The sequence below is a fragment of the Massilia putida genome (genome assembly GCF_001941825.1).
Classification (GTDB): Bacteria; Pseudomonadota; Gammaproteobacteria; order Burkholderiales; family Burkholderiaceae_D; genus Telluria; species Telluria putida.
This window is the reverse complement of record NZ_CP019038.1, coordinates 6907420-6923404: the sequence shown is the minus strand read 5'-3', so window position 1 is coordinate 6923404 and position 15985 is coordinate 6907420. Positions and strand designations below refer to the sequence as shown.

Genomic DNA, 15985 nt, shown 5'->3' with positions numbered 1-15985 from the left:
GTCAGGGCTTGCAGTGACAGGGCGGCGCTTCGCCCTTGTCGAACACGATCTTCCACCGCCCCGGCGCTTCCAGCCGCCAGATCGAATTGAAGCGCCCGACCACCTTGCCGCTGGGGTCGTAGACGGGTCCGCCGCTGTAGGCCAGCGTGCCGGACTCCACCACTTCCACCTGCTCGGGCTCCCACGAGAACGGGGCGCGCTCGCCTTCGTAGTATTTGCGCCAGGCATTGGCGATCGTGTCGCGCCCGCGCAGCGGCGTCGGGCCGGAAAAGAAGATGGCCTCGTCGGCCAGGAAGGATGTGAATGCGGCATGGTCGCGCGCCTTCATCGTGGCCGCGAAGGCGCGTTCCGTATCGGCCACCTGTTTCTTGAGTTCGTCGTGCGACGGCCGCGCAGCGCTCGCCATAGCCAGCATCAGCATGCTGATGCACATAACCCCGATCGACAGCAGACGCATCGCGCCCCCCTTTATTTGTCGTTTGCAAGGATAGCGGTTTGACAAGCTTTGCATTGTGACATGGCAATACAGTTTGCACAAGACGCTTGCGCGATGTCCGGAAGCGGAGTATATATAATCCAAAACCGGAGGAATCCTCATGAACTTCGCCTACGCCTACCCCAAGAGCCGGTTCGAGCCGGCGGTCCTCGTCGACCTGTCCGCCCGCTCCGAGCGCGAGCGGCTGTCGGAATCGGCCCTGAAAGGGTTTTTCCGCCTGGCGGGCGCCTGGCAGATCCGCGACGAGGACGCGCGTGAACTGCTCGGCGGATTGTCGTCCTCGTCGTTCTACGAATGGAAAAAACACCCCGCGCGGGTGCTCGAAGTCGACCGCATCACCCGCATCTCCTACCTGCTGGGCATCTATAAGGCCCTGCACATTCTGTACGGCGACAAGCTCGCGGACGAATGGGTGCACCTCCCGAACACGAATCCGATCTTCAATGGCCGCACCCCGCTGGCGTATATGCTGGGCGGCGGCCTGCTGGCGATGCAGACCGTGCGCCGGCTGCTCGACGCCCGCCGCGGAGGGCTGTGAGTGAAACTCGTCCCCCGCCTGACGGCGCTGCGGCAGTTCGACACCTGCCGCCTGATCCCGTCGCGCTTCGCCGACCTCGAAGACTCCGTGCTGGCCCCGCTGGCCGACGACGACGGCATGCTGCGCGACCTGTTCGACCTCGACAACGCCACCAACGACCGCCTGCGCGGCGAATCCGGCTTGCTGCCCGGCATCGGTGTGGACGAACTCGTGTTCGGCGTGCCGAATTTCCGCATCATCAATGCGGCCTACACCTACGCACGGCCGGAAGGCAGCCGCTTCAACGACGGCGAGCGGGGCGCGTGGTATTGCGCGTTCGACGTCGAAACGGCGCTGGCCGAGGTGAGTTTCCACAAGGCGGTCGAATACCAGGAGATCGACCGCTTCGACGACAGCGTGAATTACCAGGCGCTACTGGCCGACTTCAGCGCCACCTTCCACGACCTGCGCGGGTCCGACGCGTGGCACGACTGCCTCGCGCCGGACAGCTATCTCGCCTCGCAGGCGCTCGCGGCCGACCTGCTGGACGCCGGCTCGATGGGCGTCATCTACCCGAGCGTACGCCGGCCCGAAGGCACGAACCTCGCGTGCTTTCGTCCCGCACTGGTCGGCAATGTCCGCAAGGGCCATGCATATCGGTTAACATGGGCGGGTTCGCCGGTTCCCGCCGTCGAAGCCCTTTGAATCACAGAGCCGAACTCATGAAAACCGATCCCCTCAAAGACAAGGAACTGCACGACAAGATCAACAGCGAGACCGCCCGCGTGCACTGGTCCGAACTGGAACGCCATTTCGCCCACGGGGCCGTCGTATACGTGAGCGAGGAACTGGACCTCGTCGAGGTCGCCTTGCGCATCGCCCACGACGACAAGGACAGCATCACGCGCTGGATGAACGAAGGCAAGGTCGCCAAGGTGTCGGATGTGCAGGCCAGCACCTGGCAGGCGGCCGACACCCGCCTGTGGGCGTCCGTCGTCAGCCCGTTCGTGCTCGTACAGCCGGAGAAGCACGCCGTGCACTGAACTGTTGGTTTGGAAACACGTCCCTTCAAGGCAACTAGATTTTAAGAAATGTAAAACCCTCCGAATCCGCTATACTGGCGAGAAGTGAGGAAGTTTATGCAAAGCAACGTACAAGAAGACGATCCGATCCTGACCACGAGCGAAGTCGCGCGCCTGCTCGGCGTGGCGACGAGCACCGTGCAGATCTGGATGGAAAGCGGCGCGATCGACTCCTGGAAAACCCCGGGCGGGCACCGCCGTACGCGCTTAAGCCTGGTGCAAGGGCTGATGCATGGCGACGACCACGCCCGCTCGACCCCGAACCCGAGCACCGACAAGGAATACCAGCCGGCGCCGCAGCCCGGCTACCCGATCGGCGTTAACGAGCGCTCGCGGCTGGCCGCGCTGGCCGCCACCGGCCTTGTCGACACAGATGAGGAAGCCCGCTTCGACCGCCTCGTACGTCTGGCGTCGATGGTGACCGGCTCGCCGATCGCCCTCATCTCCCTGCTGACGTCGACCCGCCAATGGTTCAAGGCCAAAGTCGGCATGGCCGCGCGCGAGACCCCGCGCGACTGGGCGTTCTGCTCGCATGCGATTCTGAAAAACGAATTGTTCGTCGTCGAAGACGCCATGGAAGACGAGCGCTTCCGCATGAATCCCCTCGTGCTGCAGGAACCGCACATCCGCTTCTATGCGGGCGTGCCCCTGCGCGACAAGTCGGGCCAGCCGCTCGGCACGTTGTGCGTGATCGACCGCGAACCGCGCCGCCTGCGCGCGTCCGAAGTGCAAAGCCTCATCGACCTGGCCGAGATCGCTTCCGGCGAGATCCAGGCCACGGGCCGCAACGCGCGCTCCTGAGCGCGCCTCATCTCGCCAGGTCGACCGCGTACAGCGCGCAGCCCTTGCCCTGGCCATCGTCCGGCCGCAGTTCCGAAACATTGCCGAGCCCCGCCGCGCGCGCCAGCTCCAGCTTGCCGGGCGGCGCATGGAACACGACCGACCCGGCCGTCGCCACGGGCGCGAAACGCCAGCTGCGCGTGGCACCGTCAGCCGTGCGCGTGAGATGCTTGCGCGCGCGGATATACGCGATCAGCACGTCACGGTTCGTGTCCGGCGCCGCGATCACGGTGCGGGTGCCGTCCAGGCCGGGAAAATTGCCGCCGCCGCTCGCCCGATAATTGTTCGTCGCGACGAGGAAGACCTGGTCGCTTGCCACCGGCTTCCCCTGCCACTCCAGGTTGCGGATGCGCGCGCCGGGCGGGCGCGTCACGTCGATGTCGTAGCGCAGATCGGGCGACGTGACCGTGTCGAAGTTATAGCTGGGGAAGCCCGTGTTGACGAGTTCCTGCGGTTCCGTCCGCGCCGGATCGATCGTGTTGAAGCGGTTCGCCGCCTTTTCCAGCCACGCCGTCAGGCCCGCCCCGTCGACCTTCACGGCGGTGAGCGCGTTCGGGTATAGATATAGATCGGCCGCGTTGTTCAGCGCGAGGCTGCCGGGCGCCACGTCCGTATAATCGCCCGGGCCCGCCGCGCCCGCCTTGAACGCGGCCGACACGGACAGCACGGGCACGTCCTTGTACTGCGGCAGGTTCGCCTTGACGTAGTCGCGCACATAATCGGCCTGCGCCGCGTTGACGACCTGGATCGCGGACGGGTCGCCCACGTCGGCGAAGTAGGTCGACATGCGGAACCCGGTAGCGCCGACCGGCGTTTGCACGTAGCGGATCGTCGCCTCGTGCTCGGCGGGCACGAGGTCGATTACGGCCGGGTCAAACGCGACATACGACTTGTCCGCCTGCTGGGTGGCGCGCGTCTCGACCACGGTCCGGTCGCCGGCGATCTTCCAGCCACGGCCGTCGTGGCGCAGGTCGAAGCGGATCACGCCCAGGTTCCGACCCCAGAGGTTGGCCATCACGGCCGGCACGCCGAACACCGTGCCGCGCACCTTGTCTACGTGCGGCAGATTGAACTGCGCGGCCGTACTCTTCGGGTTCGGGAACAGCAGGTGGGCATGGCCCAGCAGCAGCGCATCGATGCCCGGTACCTGCGCGAGATGGTAATTCCCGTTTTCCATCGTCGGCGCATACGGGCTCGCGTCCAGCCCGCCGTGCGAGATCGCGACGATCAGGTCCGCGCCCTTCCTGCGCATCTCGGGGATGTAGCGCCGCGCCGTCTCCACGAGGCCTTCCGTGTAGACGCGCCCTTCCAGCGAGCGCTTGTCCCACGACATGATCGTCGGCGTCGTGAAGCCGATGATGCCGACCTTGATGACCGCCTCGACCGGGCGCCCGGCCGCGTCCTCGGCCCGCACGCGCTTGTCGATGATGCGGTAAGGCGCGAACAGCGGCGCGTGCGTTTTGGTGCTGTAGACGTTGGCCAGCACGATCGGGAAGCCGGGGCCCGCGCAGGGTTTTGCCCGGCGCTCGACGCCGGGCACGTCGAAGCGGGTGCCCGTCACTTGGCCGAGGAAGCCCAGGCCGTAGTTGAAATCGTGGTTGCCGACGCTGGCGCCGTCGTAGCCCAGACGTTTCATCGCTTTGTAGATCGCCGGCAGCTCGCCGCATTTCACGGGCGCGACGACGGCCTGGTAATCGCCCAGCGCCGTGCCCTGGAGCGTGTCGCCATTATCGAAAAGCAAAGTGTTCGGGAATTCGCGCCGCGCCTGGGCGATCAACACGGCCGTGCGGTCGAGCCCCAGCGACGGGTCGGCGGCCAGCTTGAAATAATCGTAGCCGACGACGTTGGCGTGGAGATCCGTCGTCTCCAGGATCGCGAGCGTGGCGTGGGTGCCGGCCGGAACCGGCGCGGCCAACGCGGGCGCGGCGAGTGGAATCAGCGGAAAAAGATGGGAAAGGCGAAGCGTCATGGACGGGAATCATAAGGCAGCGCCGTGTCGCACGGCAAGGCAGGCACGGGAGCGCCGCCCGTTCGGGTATAATCGAGGGTTCGATTCAACCAATAAATTTGCCAAAGACCATGGAAGCTGAACGCATCAATGCCCTCTCCGCCCTGCTGAACGACCTGACCAGCCGTGAAGCCGAACTTCGGAGGTATCTTTGACTTCGACCGCAAAGCGGAGAAGTTAGAACAGGTCAACCAGGAACTCGAGGATCCCGCGATCTGGAATGACCAGAAACGCGCCCAGGACATGGGCCGCGAGAAGAAGGCGCTGGAAGGCGTCGTGCTGACCCTGGAAAAGGCCCGCACCGACCTGACGGACGCGTCCGACCTGTTCGAGATGGCACGCGAGGAAGGCGACGACGCGACCCTCGAAGCCGTGGAAGCCGATGCTGCCGAGATCACGAAGGTGATCGAGCAGATGGAATTCCGCCGCATGTTCAGCAACCCGATGGACCACGCCAACTGCTTCATCGACATCCAGGCCGGCGCCGGCGGCACCGAAGCCCAGGACTGGGCGTCGATGCTGATGCGCCAATACCTGCGCTATTGCGAGCGCAAGGGCTTCAAGGCCGAGGTGATGGAAGTGTCCGAGGGCGAGGTCGCCGGCATCAAGACGGCCACCATCAAGGTCGAGGGCGAATACGCCTACGGCCACCTGCGCACCGAAACCGGCGTGCACCGCCTCGTGCGCAAATCGCCGTTCGACTCGGCCAACGGCCGCCACACGTCGTTCTCGTCGATCTTCGTGTATCCGGAAGTCGACGAATCGATCGAGATCGAAATCAACCCGGCCGACGTCCGCATCGACACGTACCGCGCGTCCGGCGCCGGCGGTCAGCACATCAACAAGACCGACTCCGCGGTGCGCCTGACGCACGCGCCGTCGGGCATCGTCGTGCAGTGCCAGAACGACCGCTCGCAGCACCGCAACAAGGCCGAGGCGTTCGACATGCTGCGCGCCAAGCTGTTCGAGCTGGAACTGCGCAAGCGCATGGCCGAGCAGCAGAAGCTGGAAGATTCGAAGACGGACGTGGGCTGGGGCCACCAGATCCGTTCGTACGTCCTCGACCAGTCGCGCATCAAGGACTTGCGCACCGGCTTCGAGACCGGCAACACGAAGAACGTGCTGGACGGCGACCTCGACGACTTCATCTCCGCCTCGCTCAAGCAGGGCGTGTAATCCCGCACCAAGAACCGATCATGAAGCCCGCCTTTATCTTCGACATGGACGGCACGATCGTCGACAACATGGCGTTCCATACGGATTCGTGGCTGGCGTTCTTCGCCCGCCGCGGCAAGACGTACGACCCGGATGCGTTCTTCCGCGAGACGGCGGGCGCGCAGGGCCGCGAGATCCTGCGCGAACGCCTTGGCGCCGACATCCCGGAAGACGAGATCGCCGTGCTGGCGCAGGAAAAGGACGTCCTGTACCGTGAGATGTACGGTCCGCACCGCAGCGCGATCCAGGGCTTCGAGGCCTTCGTCACGACCGCGCGCGCGCAAGGCGTGAAGCTGGCGGTGGCGACGTCCGCCCCGCCCGCGAACATCGTCTTCACGCTCGACGAACTGGATCTGCGCCGCCACTTCGACGCCGTCGTCGGCGCGGCCGACGTCGCGCGCGGCAAGCCGCATCCGGACGTCTTTTTGAAAGCGGCCGAAAAGCTCGGCATTCCGCCTCGAGACTGCATCGTGTTCGAAGACGCGCCGATGGGCGTCGAGGCCGCGCGCCGCGCCGGCATGCGCACCGTCGTCATCACGACGACCTTGCCTGCCGACGCCTTCCGCGAATTCGACAACGTCGTGCGCATCGCCGCCCACTACGACGACCTGAACGTCGGCGACCTGCTCGGCACCCCGTAATTCCTACCAGACCGATACCTGATATGAGCACCGAAAACCAAGAACAGCAAGCAGGCAGCGAGCCGACCAGCCTCGCGGCCGAAGACAACAAGATCATCGCCGAGCGCCGCGTGAAGCTGGCCGCGATCCGCGAAAAAGGCATCGCCTTCCCGAACGACTTCGTCCCGCAGCACAAGGCGGCGGACCTCACGGAGCAGTTCGGCGGCTGGACCCGCGAGCAGCTGGAAGCGGAGCCGCAGCAGGTCGTGCTGGCCGGCCGCATGATGCTCAAGCGCGAAGCGGGCAAGAAAGCGGCTTTCGCCACCCTGCAGGACGCGTCGGGCCCGCGCGCCGACGGCCGCATCCAGATCTACGTCACCCTCGACAACACGGGTGAAGAGGCGATGGAAGCGTTCCGCCACTACGACCTGGGCGACATCCTGGGCGTCGAGGGCACGCTGTTCAAGACCAAGACCGACGAGCTGACCGTGAAGGTCACGACCTTGCGCCTGATCACGAAGGCCCTGCGTCCACTGCCGGACAAATTCCACGGCCTCGCCGACCAGGAAACGAAGTACCGCCAGCGCTACGTCGACCTGATCATGAACGAGGAAACGCGCCGCACGTTCAAGGCGCGCACGGCCGCCATCGCGTCGATCCGCCGCTTCATGCAGGACCACGGCTTCATGGAAGTCGAGACGCCGATGCTGCACCCGATCCCGGGCGGCGCCGCGGCGAAACCGTTCATCACGCACCACAACGCGCTGGACATGCAGATGTTCCTGCGTATCGCGCCGGAGCTGTACCTGAAGCGCCTCGTGGTCGGCGGCTTCGACCGCGTGTTCGAGATCAATCGCAACTTCCGCAACGAGGGCGTGTCGATCCGCCACAACCCGGAATTCACGATGATGGAGTTCTACGCCGCGTGGACCGACTACAAGTGGCTGATGGATTTCACGGAAGCCGTGATCCGCCAGGCCGCCGTCGACGCGCACGGCACCGCGGAACTGACCTACGGCGGCCGCGCGCTGGACCTCTCGAAACCGTTCCACCGCCTGACGATCGTCCAGGCCATCAACAAGTTCGCGCCGCACTACACGGACGCGCAGCTGCACGATATGGATTTCCTGAAGGCGGAGCTGGCGAAGTTCGGCGTCAAGCCGCACGTCATCTCGGGCCTCGGCGCGCTGCAGCTGTCGCTGTTCGAAGAGACGGCGGAAGCGCAGCTGTGGGAACCGACGTTCATCATCGACTACCCGGTCGAAGTGTCGCCGCTGGCGCGCGCGTCGGACACGCGCGAAGGCATTACCGAACGCTTCGAACTGTTCATGGTGGGCCGCGAGATCGCCAACGGCTTCTCGGAGCTGAACGATCCGGAAGACCAGTCCGCGCGCTTCCTGGCTCAGGTCGAGGCGAAGCAGGCGGGTGACGAGGAGGCGATGTACTACGACGCCGACTACATCCGCGCGCTGGAATACGGCATGCCTCCGACCGGCGGCTGCGGCATCGGTATCGACCGTCTCATGATGATCATCACCGACTCGCCGAACATCCGCGACGTGCTGCTGTTCCCGCATCTGCGCAAGGAAGATTAAGCGTCACGCATCACAAAAAAGGCGCGGACGAGAAATCGTCCGCGCCTTTTTATTGCCGCCGTCATTCCCGGCATTGCCGGAAATGACGACGGTGCTTTCTTACCGAACCACCCGATAGCAGGGAACGTACTCCTTACCCGGCAACTTCATGCGGCTCTGCTCCACGAACGACTGCAGCAGCGCATCCATCGGCGCCATGATCTCGTTCTCGCCGTGGATCTCGAATTTGCCGAACTGCTCGATCGCGCGGATGCCCTCTTCCTTCACGTTGCCCGCGACGACACCCGAAAACGCGCGGCGCAGGTTCGCCGCCAGCAGGTGCGTTTCCTGGTTCTTGTGCAGCGACAGGTTGCGCATGTTCTCGTGCGTCGGACGGAACGGCTTCTGGAATTCCGGGTCGATCCGCAAGCCCCAGTTGAAGTAGTACGCATCGCTGCGCGACTTGCGGAATTCGCGCACCTGGCGGATCCCGGTCTGCATCTCGCGCGCCACGGCGTCCGGGTCGTCGATGATGATCTTGTAGCGGCGCTGCGCCGACTCGCCCAGGGTCAGGCCGATGAAATGGTCGATCTGCTCGAAGTATTCGCGCGCCGTCGCCGGGCCCGTGAACACGAGCGGGAACGGCTGCTCCGCGTTGTCCGGGTGGAGCAGGATGCCGAGGATGTACAGGATCTCTTCCGCCGTTCCGGCGCCGCCCGGGAACACGACGATGCCGTGCCCCGTGCGCACGAAGGCTTCCAGGCGCTTCTCGATATCCGGCATGATCACGAGGTCGTTGACGATCGGATTCGGCGACTCGGCCGCGATGATGCCCGGCTCCGAGATGCCGAGATAGCGGCCGCCCTGCAGGCGCTGCTTCGCGTGGCCGATGGCGGCGCCCTTCATCGGGCCCTTCATCGCGCCCGGACCGCAGCCCGTGCAGATATCGAGTTCGCGCAGGCCCAGCTGGTACCCCACATGCTTGGAGTAGTTGTACTCGACGCGGTTGATAGAGTGGCCGCCCCAGCACACGACGAGGTTCGGATTGCGCTGCGGCTGGATCACGTTGGCGTTGCGCAGGATGTGGAAGACGGCGTCCGTGATGCCTTCCGGGCGCGTGAGGTCGAAGCGCGGATTGTCCGTCACCTCGAAATTCACGTAGACGATATCGCGCAGGACCGAGAACAGGTGCTCGTGGATACCCTTGATCATCTTGCCGTCGACGAAGGCGTGGGCGGGCGCGCCGCGGATATCGAGCTTGATGCCGCGTTCGCGCTGGATGATCTTGATGTCGAAATCCTTGTAACGCTCGAGCAGTTCCTTGCCGTCGTCGATCGAACTGCCGGAGTTGAGCACCGCCAGCGCGCATTTGCGGAAGATCTGGTACAGACCGCCCTGACTCGTATCGAGGAGCTTGGACACCTCGGCCTTCGACAGGACTTCCAGCCGTCCTTCCGGTGAAATCAGCGTATCGACAACGTCGTAATTCATGTTGGTTCCTTTTCTCTTCTGTGAATCGGTGTGACTTTTGCTCCAATATACGACAAGTCACACCAGTTTGTGCCCTCCATTTCGTTTATGCCGAATCGGCATATGGATGAGTTGTAAAAAGCTGGCCCCATATGCACGATTTCCACTAAAATGCGACGCTGGGCAGCCATCCTTACCCAGGGCGGACCTGCCCCGAAAACGCAATCATTCTTATAAAGATTAGGGGAGGAACCGCATGAGCGGTGCAGCTACTACTACCGCGGAACCGAGAGCGGTACCGGAATTCAAACAGATCATGGGACACCCGGCGCCGCTGTGGATGCTGTTCATGACGGAGTTCTGGGAACGGTTCGCTTTCTACGGCATCCGTTGGGCCCTCGTGCTCTACATCGTCGCCCAGTTCTACGGCGGCAGCGGCGTGGGCCAGGCCGACGCCAACCTGACCTATGGTTCCTACCTCGCCCTGGTCTATGCCGGCGCCGTGTTCGGCGGCTACATCGCCGACCGCGTGATCGGCTACCAGCGATCCATCCTCGTCGGCGCCTCGTTCATGGTGCTCGGCCTGTTCGCGATCACGATCCCGAATCCCGACATCTTCAAGATGGGCCTCGCGACGATCATCGTCGGCAACGGCATGTTCAAGCCGAACATCTCGGCCATGGTCGGCCAGCTGTACGGCATCGCCGACCAGCGCCGCGACTCCGGCTTCACCATTTTCTACATGGGCATCAACGGCGGCGGTTTCCTCGCCCCGATCGTGACCGGCCTGCTGGCGCAAAGCATGGCGGGCCAAACCGGCGTGCCGGCGTACAAGGTCGTGTTCTTCGCGGCCGGCGTGGGCATGATCCTGTCGCTGATCTGGTTCCAGATCGGCCGCCGCATGCTGAAGGGCATCGGCGCCGCCACCGGCCCGCTGGCCAATCCGATGCGCGTCGTCGGCGTCGTCATCGGTTCGCTCCTCGTGATCCCGGTCGTGTACTTCCTGCTGAAGCTCGGCGCGGAAAAGCTGCAAGGCGTGCTGTCGGTCCTCTTCATCATCCTCGCGATCATGCTGATGGTGGAAGGCATCCGCGGCGGCGCTGTCGTGCGCGACAAGACGATCGCCATGCTCGTCATCTTCTTCTTCAACGTGATGTTCTGGTGCTTCTTCGAACAGGCGGGCAGCTCGTTCACCTTCCTGGCCGAGTACATCGTGCGCCGCGACTTCGGCGGCTGGGTCTTCCCGACCGGCTGGTTCCAGTCCGTGAACACGCTGGCCATCATCGTGTGCGCACCGGTCGTCGCCTCGGTGTGGGTCGCGATGGGCCGCCGGAATCCGTCGATCCCGCGCAAGTTCGGCCTGGGCCTGATCTTCAACGGCCTCGCGTTCCTGCTGCTGATGTTCGCGCTGCAGCACCTCGTCGGCCCGGACAGCAAGATCCCGTTCTGGACGCTGTTCATGGTGTACGTGATCCAGTCCGTCGGTGAACTGTGCCTGTCGCCGATCGGCCTGTCGATGGTGACCAAGCTGGCCCCCACCCGCCTCGTGGGCCTGGGCATGGGCGGCTGGTTCCTGTCGACCGGCATCGGCAACAACCTGTCGGGCATCTTCGCCTCCATCGTGTCGGGTGAAAAAGGCATGACCGTGGAATCGGCGCTGTCCGGCTACACGTTCGGCTTCTGGGCCCTGATCGGCGCCGGCGTGCTGCTGTTCCTGATCGCGCCGCTGATCCAGAAACTGATGCACGGCGTAAAATAACCGGTTGCGCTTCGACCATGACGGCGGCCTGCGGGCCGCCGTTGTCGTTGACGGTCATACGAAGGCCAGGTCGTGCAATTGGATCGTATCGTCGATCCAGTCGTCGCAATGGCCGAACCGGTAGCCGAGCGCCTGCGCGCGCGACGTGTCGAGCACCATCGCGCCCGGCACGTCGAACGGCGACAGGCGCCCCATCTCCGCCGGCGGCACGCGCTGGCGCATTGCTACCTTCGTATCGAGCACGGCGCCGACCCGCTCGTACAGGCCTTTCGCCGACAGCGCGCCGTCGCACGCCGCGTTGACCGGCCCCGTGAAATCCTGCATCCCGACCCAGACGAGGAAATCGGCCGCGCCCTGCAGCGGCATGAAGGACAGCACCGCGTCCGGGTTCGAGTATTCCAGCACCCCGTTCATGCGCGCCAGCTCCACGTAATGAGCCAGCCGCCCCGTGAAATCCTCCGGTCCGCCCAGCACGTGCGCCAGGCGCGGCACGACGAGCGGCAACGATCCATCGCGCACGAGATAGGCCTCCGCCTGCACCTTGCCCGCGACATAGCACTCGGTGGCGCGGCACGGGTCGTGCCACGGATAACCCGTGTCGATCGGCTGCGCGGGAACGGCCAGGTCGCTCTCGCGCATCGGGTCGGCATGGCCGAAACCGAGCATGCGGTAGGCGTCGATCGTCGACGCCATCACGTAGCGCCCCACCTTGCCGGCGAACGTGCGCACGGCGATGGCGGCGTCGAGCGGGTTGTAGCACATCTGGTCGTAGACGATGTCGAACGGCCCGAGACGGGCGAACGCGTTACGCATCGCGGTCTCGTTGCGGCGGTCGACGCGCACCCGCGCGATCCGGTCGCCGAACGGGTCCGGCGCGTAGCCGCGGGTCGCGATGGTCACGCGATGGCCGGCGCGCAGCAGGCGCTGCACCAGCAGCTTGCCGATGTAACGGGTACCGCCGATCACCAGGATATTCTTGGTCATGAAGTTTTCCTTAGGCACGTCGAGGTCAATCCGCTATATTCTGTAACCAGAACCGCAATTGTTCAAACTAGAAAAATAAATGTTATGAGTAAGAAAAACTTATGCTGGAGTGGGCGGTGAGGCCGCTGCGCAGCCTCTCCGGCCTGATCGATTTCGAGTGCGCGGCGCGCTGGGGCAGCTTCAAGCTGGCCGCGCGCGAGCTGCACAAGACCCCGGCCGCCGTCAGCCTGCAGGTCAAGCAGCTGGAAGAAGCCGTCGGCTTTGCGCTGTTCGTGCGGCATCCGCGGCACATCGCGCTGACCGCCAAGGGGCAGGAACTGGCGATCGCGGTGGCGCGCATGCTGGCCGACCTGGGCGCCAAGGTGGCGGCCCTGCAGCGCGGCAGCGACGAGGCCGTTCTGCGCATCTCGACGACGCACTCGTTCGCGATCAAGTGGCTGGTGCCGCGCATGTCGCGCTTCACCAAGCTGCATCCGGAACTGGACCTACGCATCGATTCGAACGACACGCCGGTCGACATCGAGGACGACGCCGTCGACGTGGCGATCCGCTACGGCCCCGTGAAGGATGGCGATCCCGCCCTGCTCTTCCGCGAGCGCCTCGTGCCCGTGTACAGCCCGGACCTGCTGGCCGACGGCCAGGACGCGCTGCAGCTGTCGGACCTGACCCGCTTTCCGCTGCTGTGCGAGCGCACCCCGGAAGCCTGGCTGCAGCTGCTGAACGAGAACCGCGCGCTGAAGGGAGATTACGACTTTTCGCGTACGTACAGCCACTGGGGCGTGCTGGCGCAGGCGGCCGTGGCCGGCCAGGGCATCGGCCTCGTGCCGTACGGGATCGCGTTCGAGGACATCCGCGCCGGCACGCTGCTCCAGCTCGCGTGCCGCAGCGCGCCGTTCGGCTACGGCTACCGGCTCCTCGTCAATCCGCACAAGGAGACGATGACGAAGGTCAAGCATTTCCGCGAGTGGATCGTCAACGAAATGGAGTCAATGAGCCGAACGCTCGGCACGTAGGGTGGACGGGTTTCCCGTCCACGCGTTCGAGCGACCTCGGAATCGCCGCGCACTATGTCGCGAGCCGCTTGAACGCGTGGACGGCCAGCCGTCCACCCTACCGGGCTTTCTCGCGGCCGACCATGTACAGCAGCACGCAGATCGCCGCATACGGCAGCAACGACAACAAGTCCGAACTGGCGCCCGCGAAGAACGGGTTCATGCCCTCGGCCCACTTGTTCATGGCATTGTCGAAATCCGTCATGACGCCCGCCGTGATGGCGATGATGATACCCGCCAGCGCGCCGCCCGCGATATAGCCGGAGGCCAGCAACGTGCCCGAGCTGCGGTCGCCCGCGGCCTGCAGCTCGTCCTCGGACAGCCCCTTGTACTGCGGCAGCGTGTTGTTGCGGCGGTCGACCAGCCAGCGGATGATGCCGCCGACCGCGATCGGCAGCGTCGACACGAGCGGCAGATACACGCCCACCGTGAACGCGAGCGACGCGACGCCGGACATCTCCAGCACGACGGCCACCATCACGCCGAACAGCACGAGGGTCCACGGCAGCTGGTGGTCGAGAATGCCCTTGATGATGTACGACATCAGCACGGCCTTGGGCGCATCGTATTTCTTGACCTCGGAGCCGTCCGGCCGCGTGTGGAACTGGCCGTTGATGCCCGGGTCGACGAGGTAGGCGAGCGAACCGTCCGCGCGCACGAGGTATTTGCCGGCGGGGCCGCCGACCGTGTCCTTCTTCTGCCAGACTTTGTATGTGGCGTGGTCGGTTGCCGCCTGCGGGCCCTGCAACGCCATGGTATCGGTCAGCGTCGAGGCGTCCGTCGTCACGTGCGGCGCCACCTGGGCGGCCGGCACGTACACGGTGCCCGCGTCGTTCAGCTTCAACAGGATCGGGCCCAGGATCAGCGCGGACGCGAACGCGCCGGCGAGGATCGCGTACTGCTGCAGCTTCGGCGTGGAGCCGACGAGGAAGCCCGTCTTCAGATCCTGCGACGTCGTGCCCGCATTGCTGGCGGCGATGCAGACGATGGCGCCGACCGACAACGCCGTCACGTAATAGCGGCCGCCCGTCCAGCCCATCACGAGGAAGATCAGACAGGTGAACAGCAGCGTCGCCACGGCCATGCCGGAGATCGGGTTCGACGACGAACCGACCTCGCCCGTCAGGCGCGAGGACACGGTCGAAAAGAGGAAGCCGAACACGAGGATCAGCAGCGCCCCCAGCAGATTCATGTGCAGCGGCGTCGAGAACGTGATCACGGCAATGATGCCCAGGCAGCCGATCACGACCCACTTCAGCGGGATGTCCTGTTCGGTGCGCAGCGAGCTATCCACGGCAGTGCCCTTGCCGGCATTTTTCCCGATACCGGCCAGGCCACCCTTCAGGCCGTTCCAGATCGTGGGCAGCGAGCGCGCGAGGGAAATCAGGCCGCCCGCCGCCACCGCGCCGGCGCCGATGTACAGCACGTAGGCGCTGCGCACGTCGTCCGGGCTCATGTCGCGGATCAGCATCGTGCCCGGCGCCACCGGCACCGTCAGCGCGTCGCCGAAAAATTTGATCATCGGAATCAGGAGCAGGTAGGACAGCACGCCGCCGCCCGCCATGATCATCGCGATGCGCGGGCCGATGATGTAGCCGACGCCCAGCAGCTCCGGCGAGATCTCGGCGCCGGCCGAACCCGCCTTCAGCGGCGCATCGAAGACGAAGTTGACCGTGTCCTTCCACAGCTTCAGCGAGATGTTGAGGACCTTGTACAGCAGGCCCAGGCCGAAGCCGCCGAAGATGATGAAGGCGCGCTGGCGGGCTTCCCGCGCTTCGTCGGAGTCCGCGTCGCGCACTTCGCCCGCGGCCTCGCGCGATGTTTCCGTCGCCGCGGCTTTCAGCACTTCGGCGCACGCCGTGCCTTCCGGGTATTTCAGTTCGCGGTGCTGGTCGACGATCATCGTGCGGCGCATCGGGATCATCATGAGGATGCCCAGCAGGCCGCCCAGCACGCCCACGAGCATCACGCGCGAGATCTCCAGGTCGAAGCCGAGGATCATGATCGCGGGCATGGTGACGCCAAGGCCGAACGCGATCGATTCGCCGGCCGAGCCGGCCGTCTGCGTGATGCTGTTCTCGAGGATCGTCGACTCGCGCCCGCCGACCTTTTTCGCGAGGCCGAACAGCGTGATCGCGATGACGGCGACGGGAATCGAGGCGCTGACCGTCAGGCCCACCTTGAGCACCAGGTATAGCGAGGAGGCGCCGAAGATCATGCCGAGCACGGTGCCCATGATCAGCGCGCGCCAGGTCAGCTCCGGTAACCGCGCCGAAGCCGGGATATATGGTTTGACGACGGGCGGATGGGGATCGTAGGGCATGAGGGGTTTCCTTCAGGCGATGGTATTGTGGAACGGGACTGCCGG

General features: G+C 65.0%; 14 protein-coding genes. 9 read left to right on the top strand and 5 right to left on the bottom strand.

What is annotated here, in order from left to right; all coding sequences use genetic code 11:
- Position 1: 1 nt before the first annotated feature.
- Positions 2-421, bottom strand: coding sequence for a YybH family protein (locus BVG12_RS33020; protein WP_229503779.1), 420 nt, complete (start codon positions 419-421; stop codon positions 2-4).
- Positions 422-596: 175 nt separating this feature from the next.
- Between BVG12_RS33020 and BVG12_RS33015 the strand changes: the two genes are divergently transcribed.
- The 4 genes from BVG12_RS33015 (at position 597) to BVG12_RS33000 (ending at position 2896) form a co-directional block, all read left to right on the top strand.
- Positions 597-1034, top strand: a complete 438-nt coding sequence (locus BVG12_RS33015; protein WP_075796109.1) for an MbcA/ParS/Xre antitoxin family protein — start codon at positions 597-599, stop codon at positions 1032-1034.
- Positions 1035-1718, top strand: a complete 684-nt coding sequence (locus BVG12_RS33010; protein ID WP_075796108.1) for an RES family NAD+ phosphorylase — start codon at positions 1035-1037, stop codon at positions 1716-1718.
- A 17-nt stretch (positions 1719-1735) separates the two neighbouring features.
- A complete protein-coding gene (locus BVG12_RS33005; protein WP_075796107.1) occupies positions 1736-2056 on the top strand; it encodes a DUF2288 domain-containing protein in 321 nt (106 codons plus the stop codon).
- 96 nt (positions 2057-2152) lie between these two features.
- The gene (locus tag BVG12_RS33000; protein WP_075796106.1) at positions 2153-2896 is read left to right on the top strand and encodes a GAF domain-containing protein; all 744 of its coding nucleotides are present in this window, start codon (positions 2153-2155) and stop codon (positions 2894-2896) included.
- 7 nt (positions 2897-2903) lie between these two features.
- Here the strand turns inward: BVG12_RS33000 and BVG12_RS32995 are convergent, their stop codons facing one another.
- Positions 2904-4904, bottom strand: a complete 2001-nt coding sequence (locus BVG12_RS32995) for a bifunctional 2',3'-cyclic-nucleotide 2'-phosphodiesterase/3'-nucleotidase (protein ID WP_075796105.1) — start codon at positions 4902-4904, stop codon at positions 2904-2906.
- Positions 4905-5014: 110 nt separating this feature from the next.
- Here BVG12_RS32995 and prfB point away from each other — a divergent pair.
- The 3 genes from prfB (at position 5015) to lysS (ending at position 8373) form a co-directional block, all read left to right on the top strand.
- Positions 5015-6119, top strand: a protein-coding gene (prfB, locus tag BVG12_RS32990) for a peptide chain release factor 2 (RefSeq protein ID WP_156895806.1) whose coding sequence is annotated in 2 segments (ribosomal slippage) — positions 5015-5095 and positions 5097-6119 — 1104 coding nt in all. Because the reading frame shifts where the segments join, the coding sequence is not laid out codon by codon here.
- A gap of 20 nt (positions 6120-6139) precedes the next feature.
- Positions 6140-6799, top strand: a complete 660-nt coding sequence (locus BVG12_RS32985) for an HAD family hydrolase (protein WP_075796103.1) — start codon at positions 6140-6142, stop codon at positions 6797-6799.
- Between the two features lie 23 nt (positions 6800-6822).
- Entirely contained in the window at positions 6823-8373 is a 1551-nt protein-coding gene (gene lysS, locus BVG12_RS32980; RefSeq protein WP_075796102.1) for a lysine--tRNA ligase, read from the top strand.
- Between the two features lie 99 nt (positions 8374-8472).
- Here lysS and ppnN read toward each other — a convergent pair whose 3' ends face one another.
- Positions 8473-9843, bottom strand: coding sequence for a nucleotide 5'-monophosphate nucleosidase PpnN (gene ppnN / locus BVG12_RS32975; RefSeq protein WP_075796101.1), 1371 nt, complete (start codon positions 9841-9843; stop codon positions 8473-8475).
- Between the two features lie 235 nt (positions 9844-10078).
- Between ppnN and BVG12_RS32970 the strand changes: the two genes are divergently transcribed.
- Positions 10079-11581: a peptide MFS transporter gene (locus BVG12_RS32970; protein ID WP_075796100.1), complete on the top strand. Its 1503-nt coding sequence runs from the start codon at positions 10079-10081 to the stop codon at positions 11579-11581.
- Positions 11582-11635: 54 nt separating this feature from the next.
- Here the strand turns inward: BVG12_RS32970 and BVG12_RS32965 are convergent, their stop codons facing one another.
- Positions 11636-12565, bottom strand: a complete 930-nt coding sequence (locus tag BVG12_RS32965; RefSeq protein WP_075796099.1) for an NAD-dependent epimerase/dehydratase family protein — start codon at positions 12563-12565, stop codon at positions 11636-11638.
- A 101-nt stretch (positions 12566-12666) separates the two neighbouring features.
- Here BVG12_RS32965 and BVG12_RS32960 point away from each other — a divergent pair, with 101 nt between their 5' ends.
- The gene (locus BVG12_RS32960; protein WP_075796098.1) at positions 12667-13578 is read left to right on the top strand and encodes a LysR substrate-binding domain-containing protein; all 912 of its coding nucleotides are present in this window, start codon (positions 12667-12669) and stop codon (positions 13576-13578) included.
- Between the two features lie 97 nt (positions 13579-13675).
- Here the strand turns inward: BVG12_RS32960 and BVG12_RS32955 are convergent, their stop codons facing one another.
- Complete coding sequence (locus tag BVG12_RS32955) at positions 13676-15940, bottom strand: OPT family oligopeptide transporter (RefSeq protein ID WP_075796097.1); 2265 nt, start codon at positions 15938-15940, stop codon at positions 13676-13678.
- Between the last annotated feature and the right edge of the window lie 45 nt (positions 15941-15985).

Coding starts and splice junctions, on each gene's coding strand:
- BVG12_RS33020 (WP_229503779.1), bottom strand. CDS start 421: ATGCTGATGCTGGCTATGGCGAGCGCTGCGCGGCCGTCGCACGACGAA.
- BVG12_RS33015 (WP_075796109.1), top strand. CDS start 597: ATGAACTTCGCCTACGCCTACCCCAAGAGCCGGTTCGAGCCGGCGGTC.
- BVG12_RS33005 (WP_075796107.1), top strand. CDS start 1,736: ATGAAAACCGATCCCCTCAAAGACAAGGAACTGCACGACAAGATCAAC.
- BVG12_RS33000 (WP_075796106.1), top strand. CDS start 2,153: ATGCAAAGCAACGTACAAGAAGACGATCCGATCCTGACCACGAGCGAA.
- BVG12_RS32995 (WP_075796105.1), bottom strand. CDS start 4,904: ATGACGCTTCGCCTTTCCCATCTTTTTCCGCTGATTCCACTCGCCGCG.
- BVG12_RS32985 (WP_075796103.1), top strand. CDS start 6,140: ATGAAGCCCGCCTTTATCTTCGACATGGACGGCACGATCGTCGACAAC.
- lysS (WP_075796102.1), top strand. CDS start 6,823: ATGAGCACCGAAAACCAAGAACAGCAAGCAGGCAGCGAGCCGACCAGC.
- ppnN (WP_075796101.1), bottom strand. CDS start 9,843: ATGAATTACGACGTTGTCGATACGCTGATTTCACCGGAAGGACGGCTG.
- BVG12_RS32970 (WP_075796100.1), top strand. CDS start 10,079: ATGAGCGGTGCAGCTACTACTACCGCGGAACCGAGAGCGGTACCGGAA.
- BVG12_RS32965 (WP_075796099.1), bottom strand. CDS start 12,565: ATGACCAAGAATATCCTGGTGATCGGCGGTACCCGTTACATCGGCAAG.
- BVG12_RS32960 (WP_075796098.1), top strand. CDS start 12,667: ATGCTGGAGTGGGCGGTGAGGCCGCTGCGCAGCCTCTCCGGCCTGATC.
- BVG12_RS32955 (WP_075796097.1), bottom strand. CDS start 15,940: ATGCCCTACGATCCCCATCCGCCCGTCGTCAAACCATATATCCCGGCT.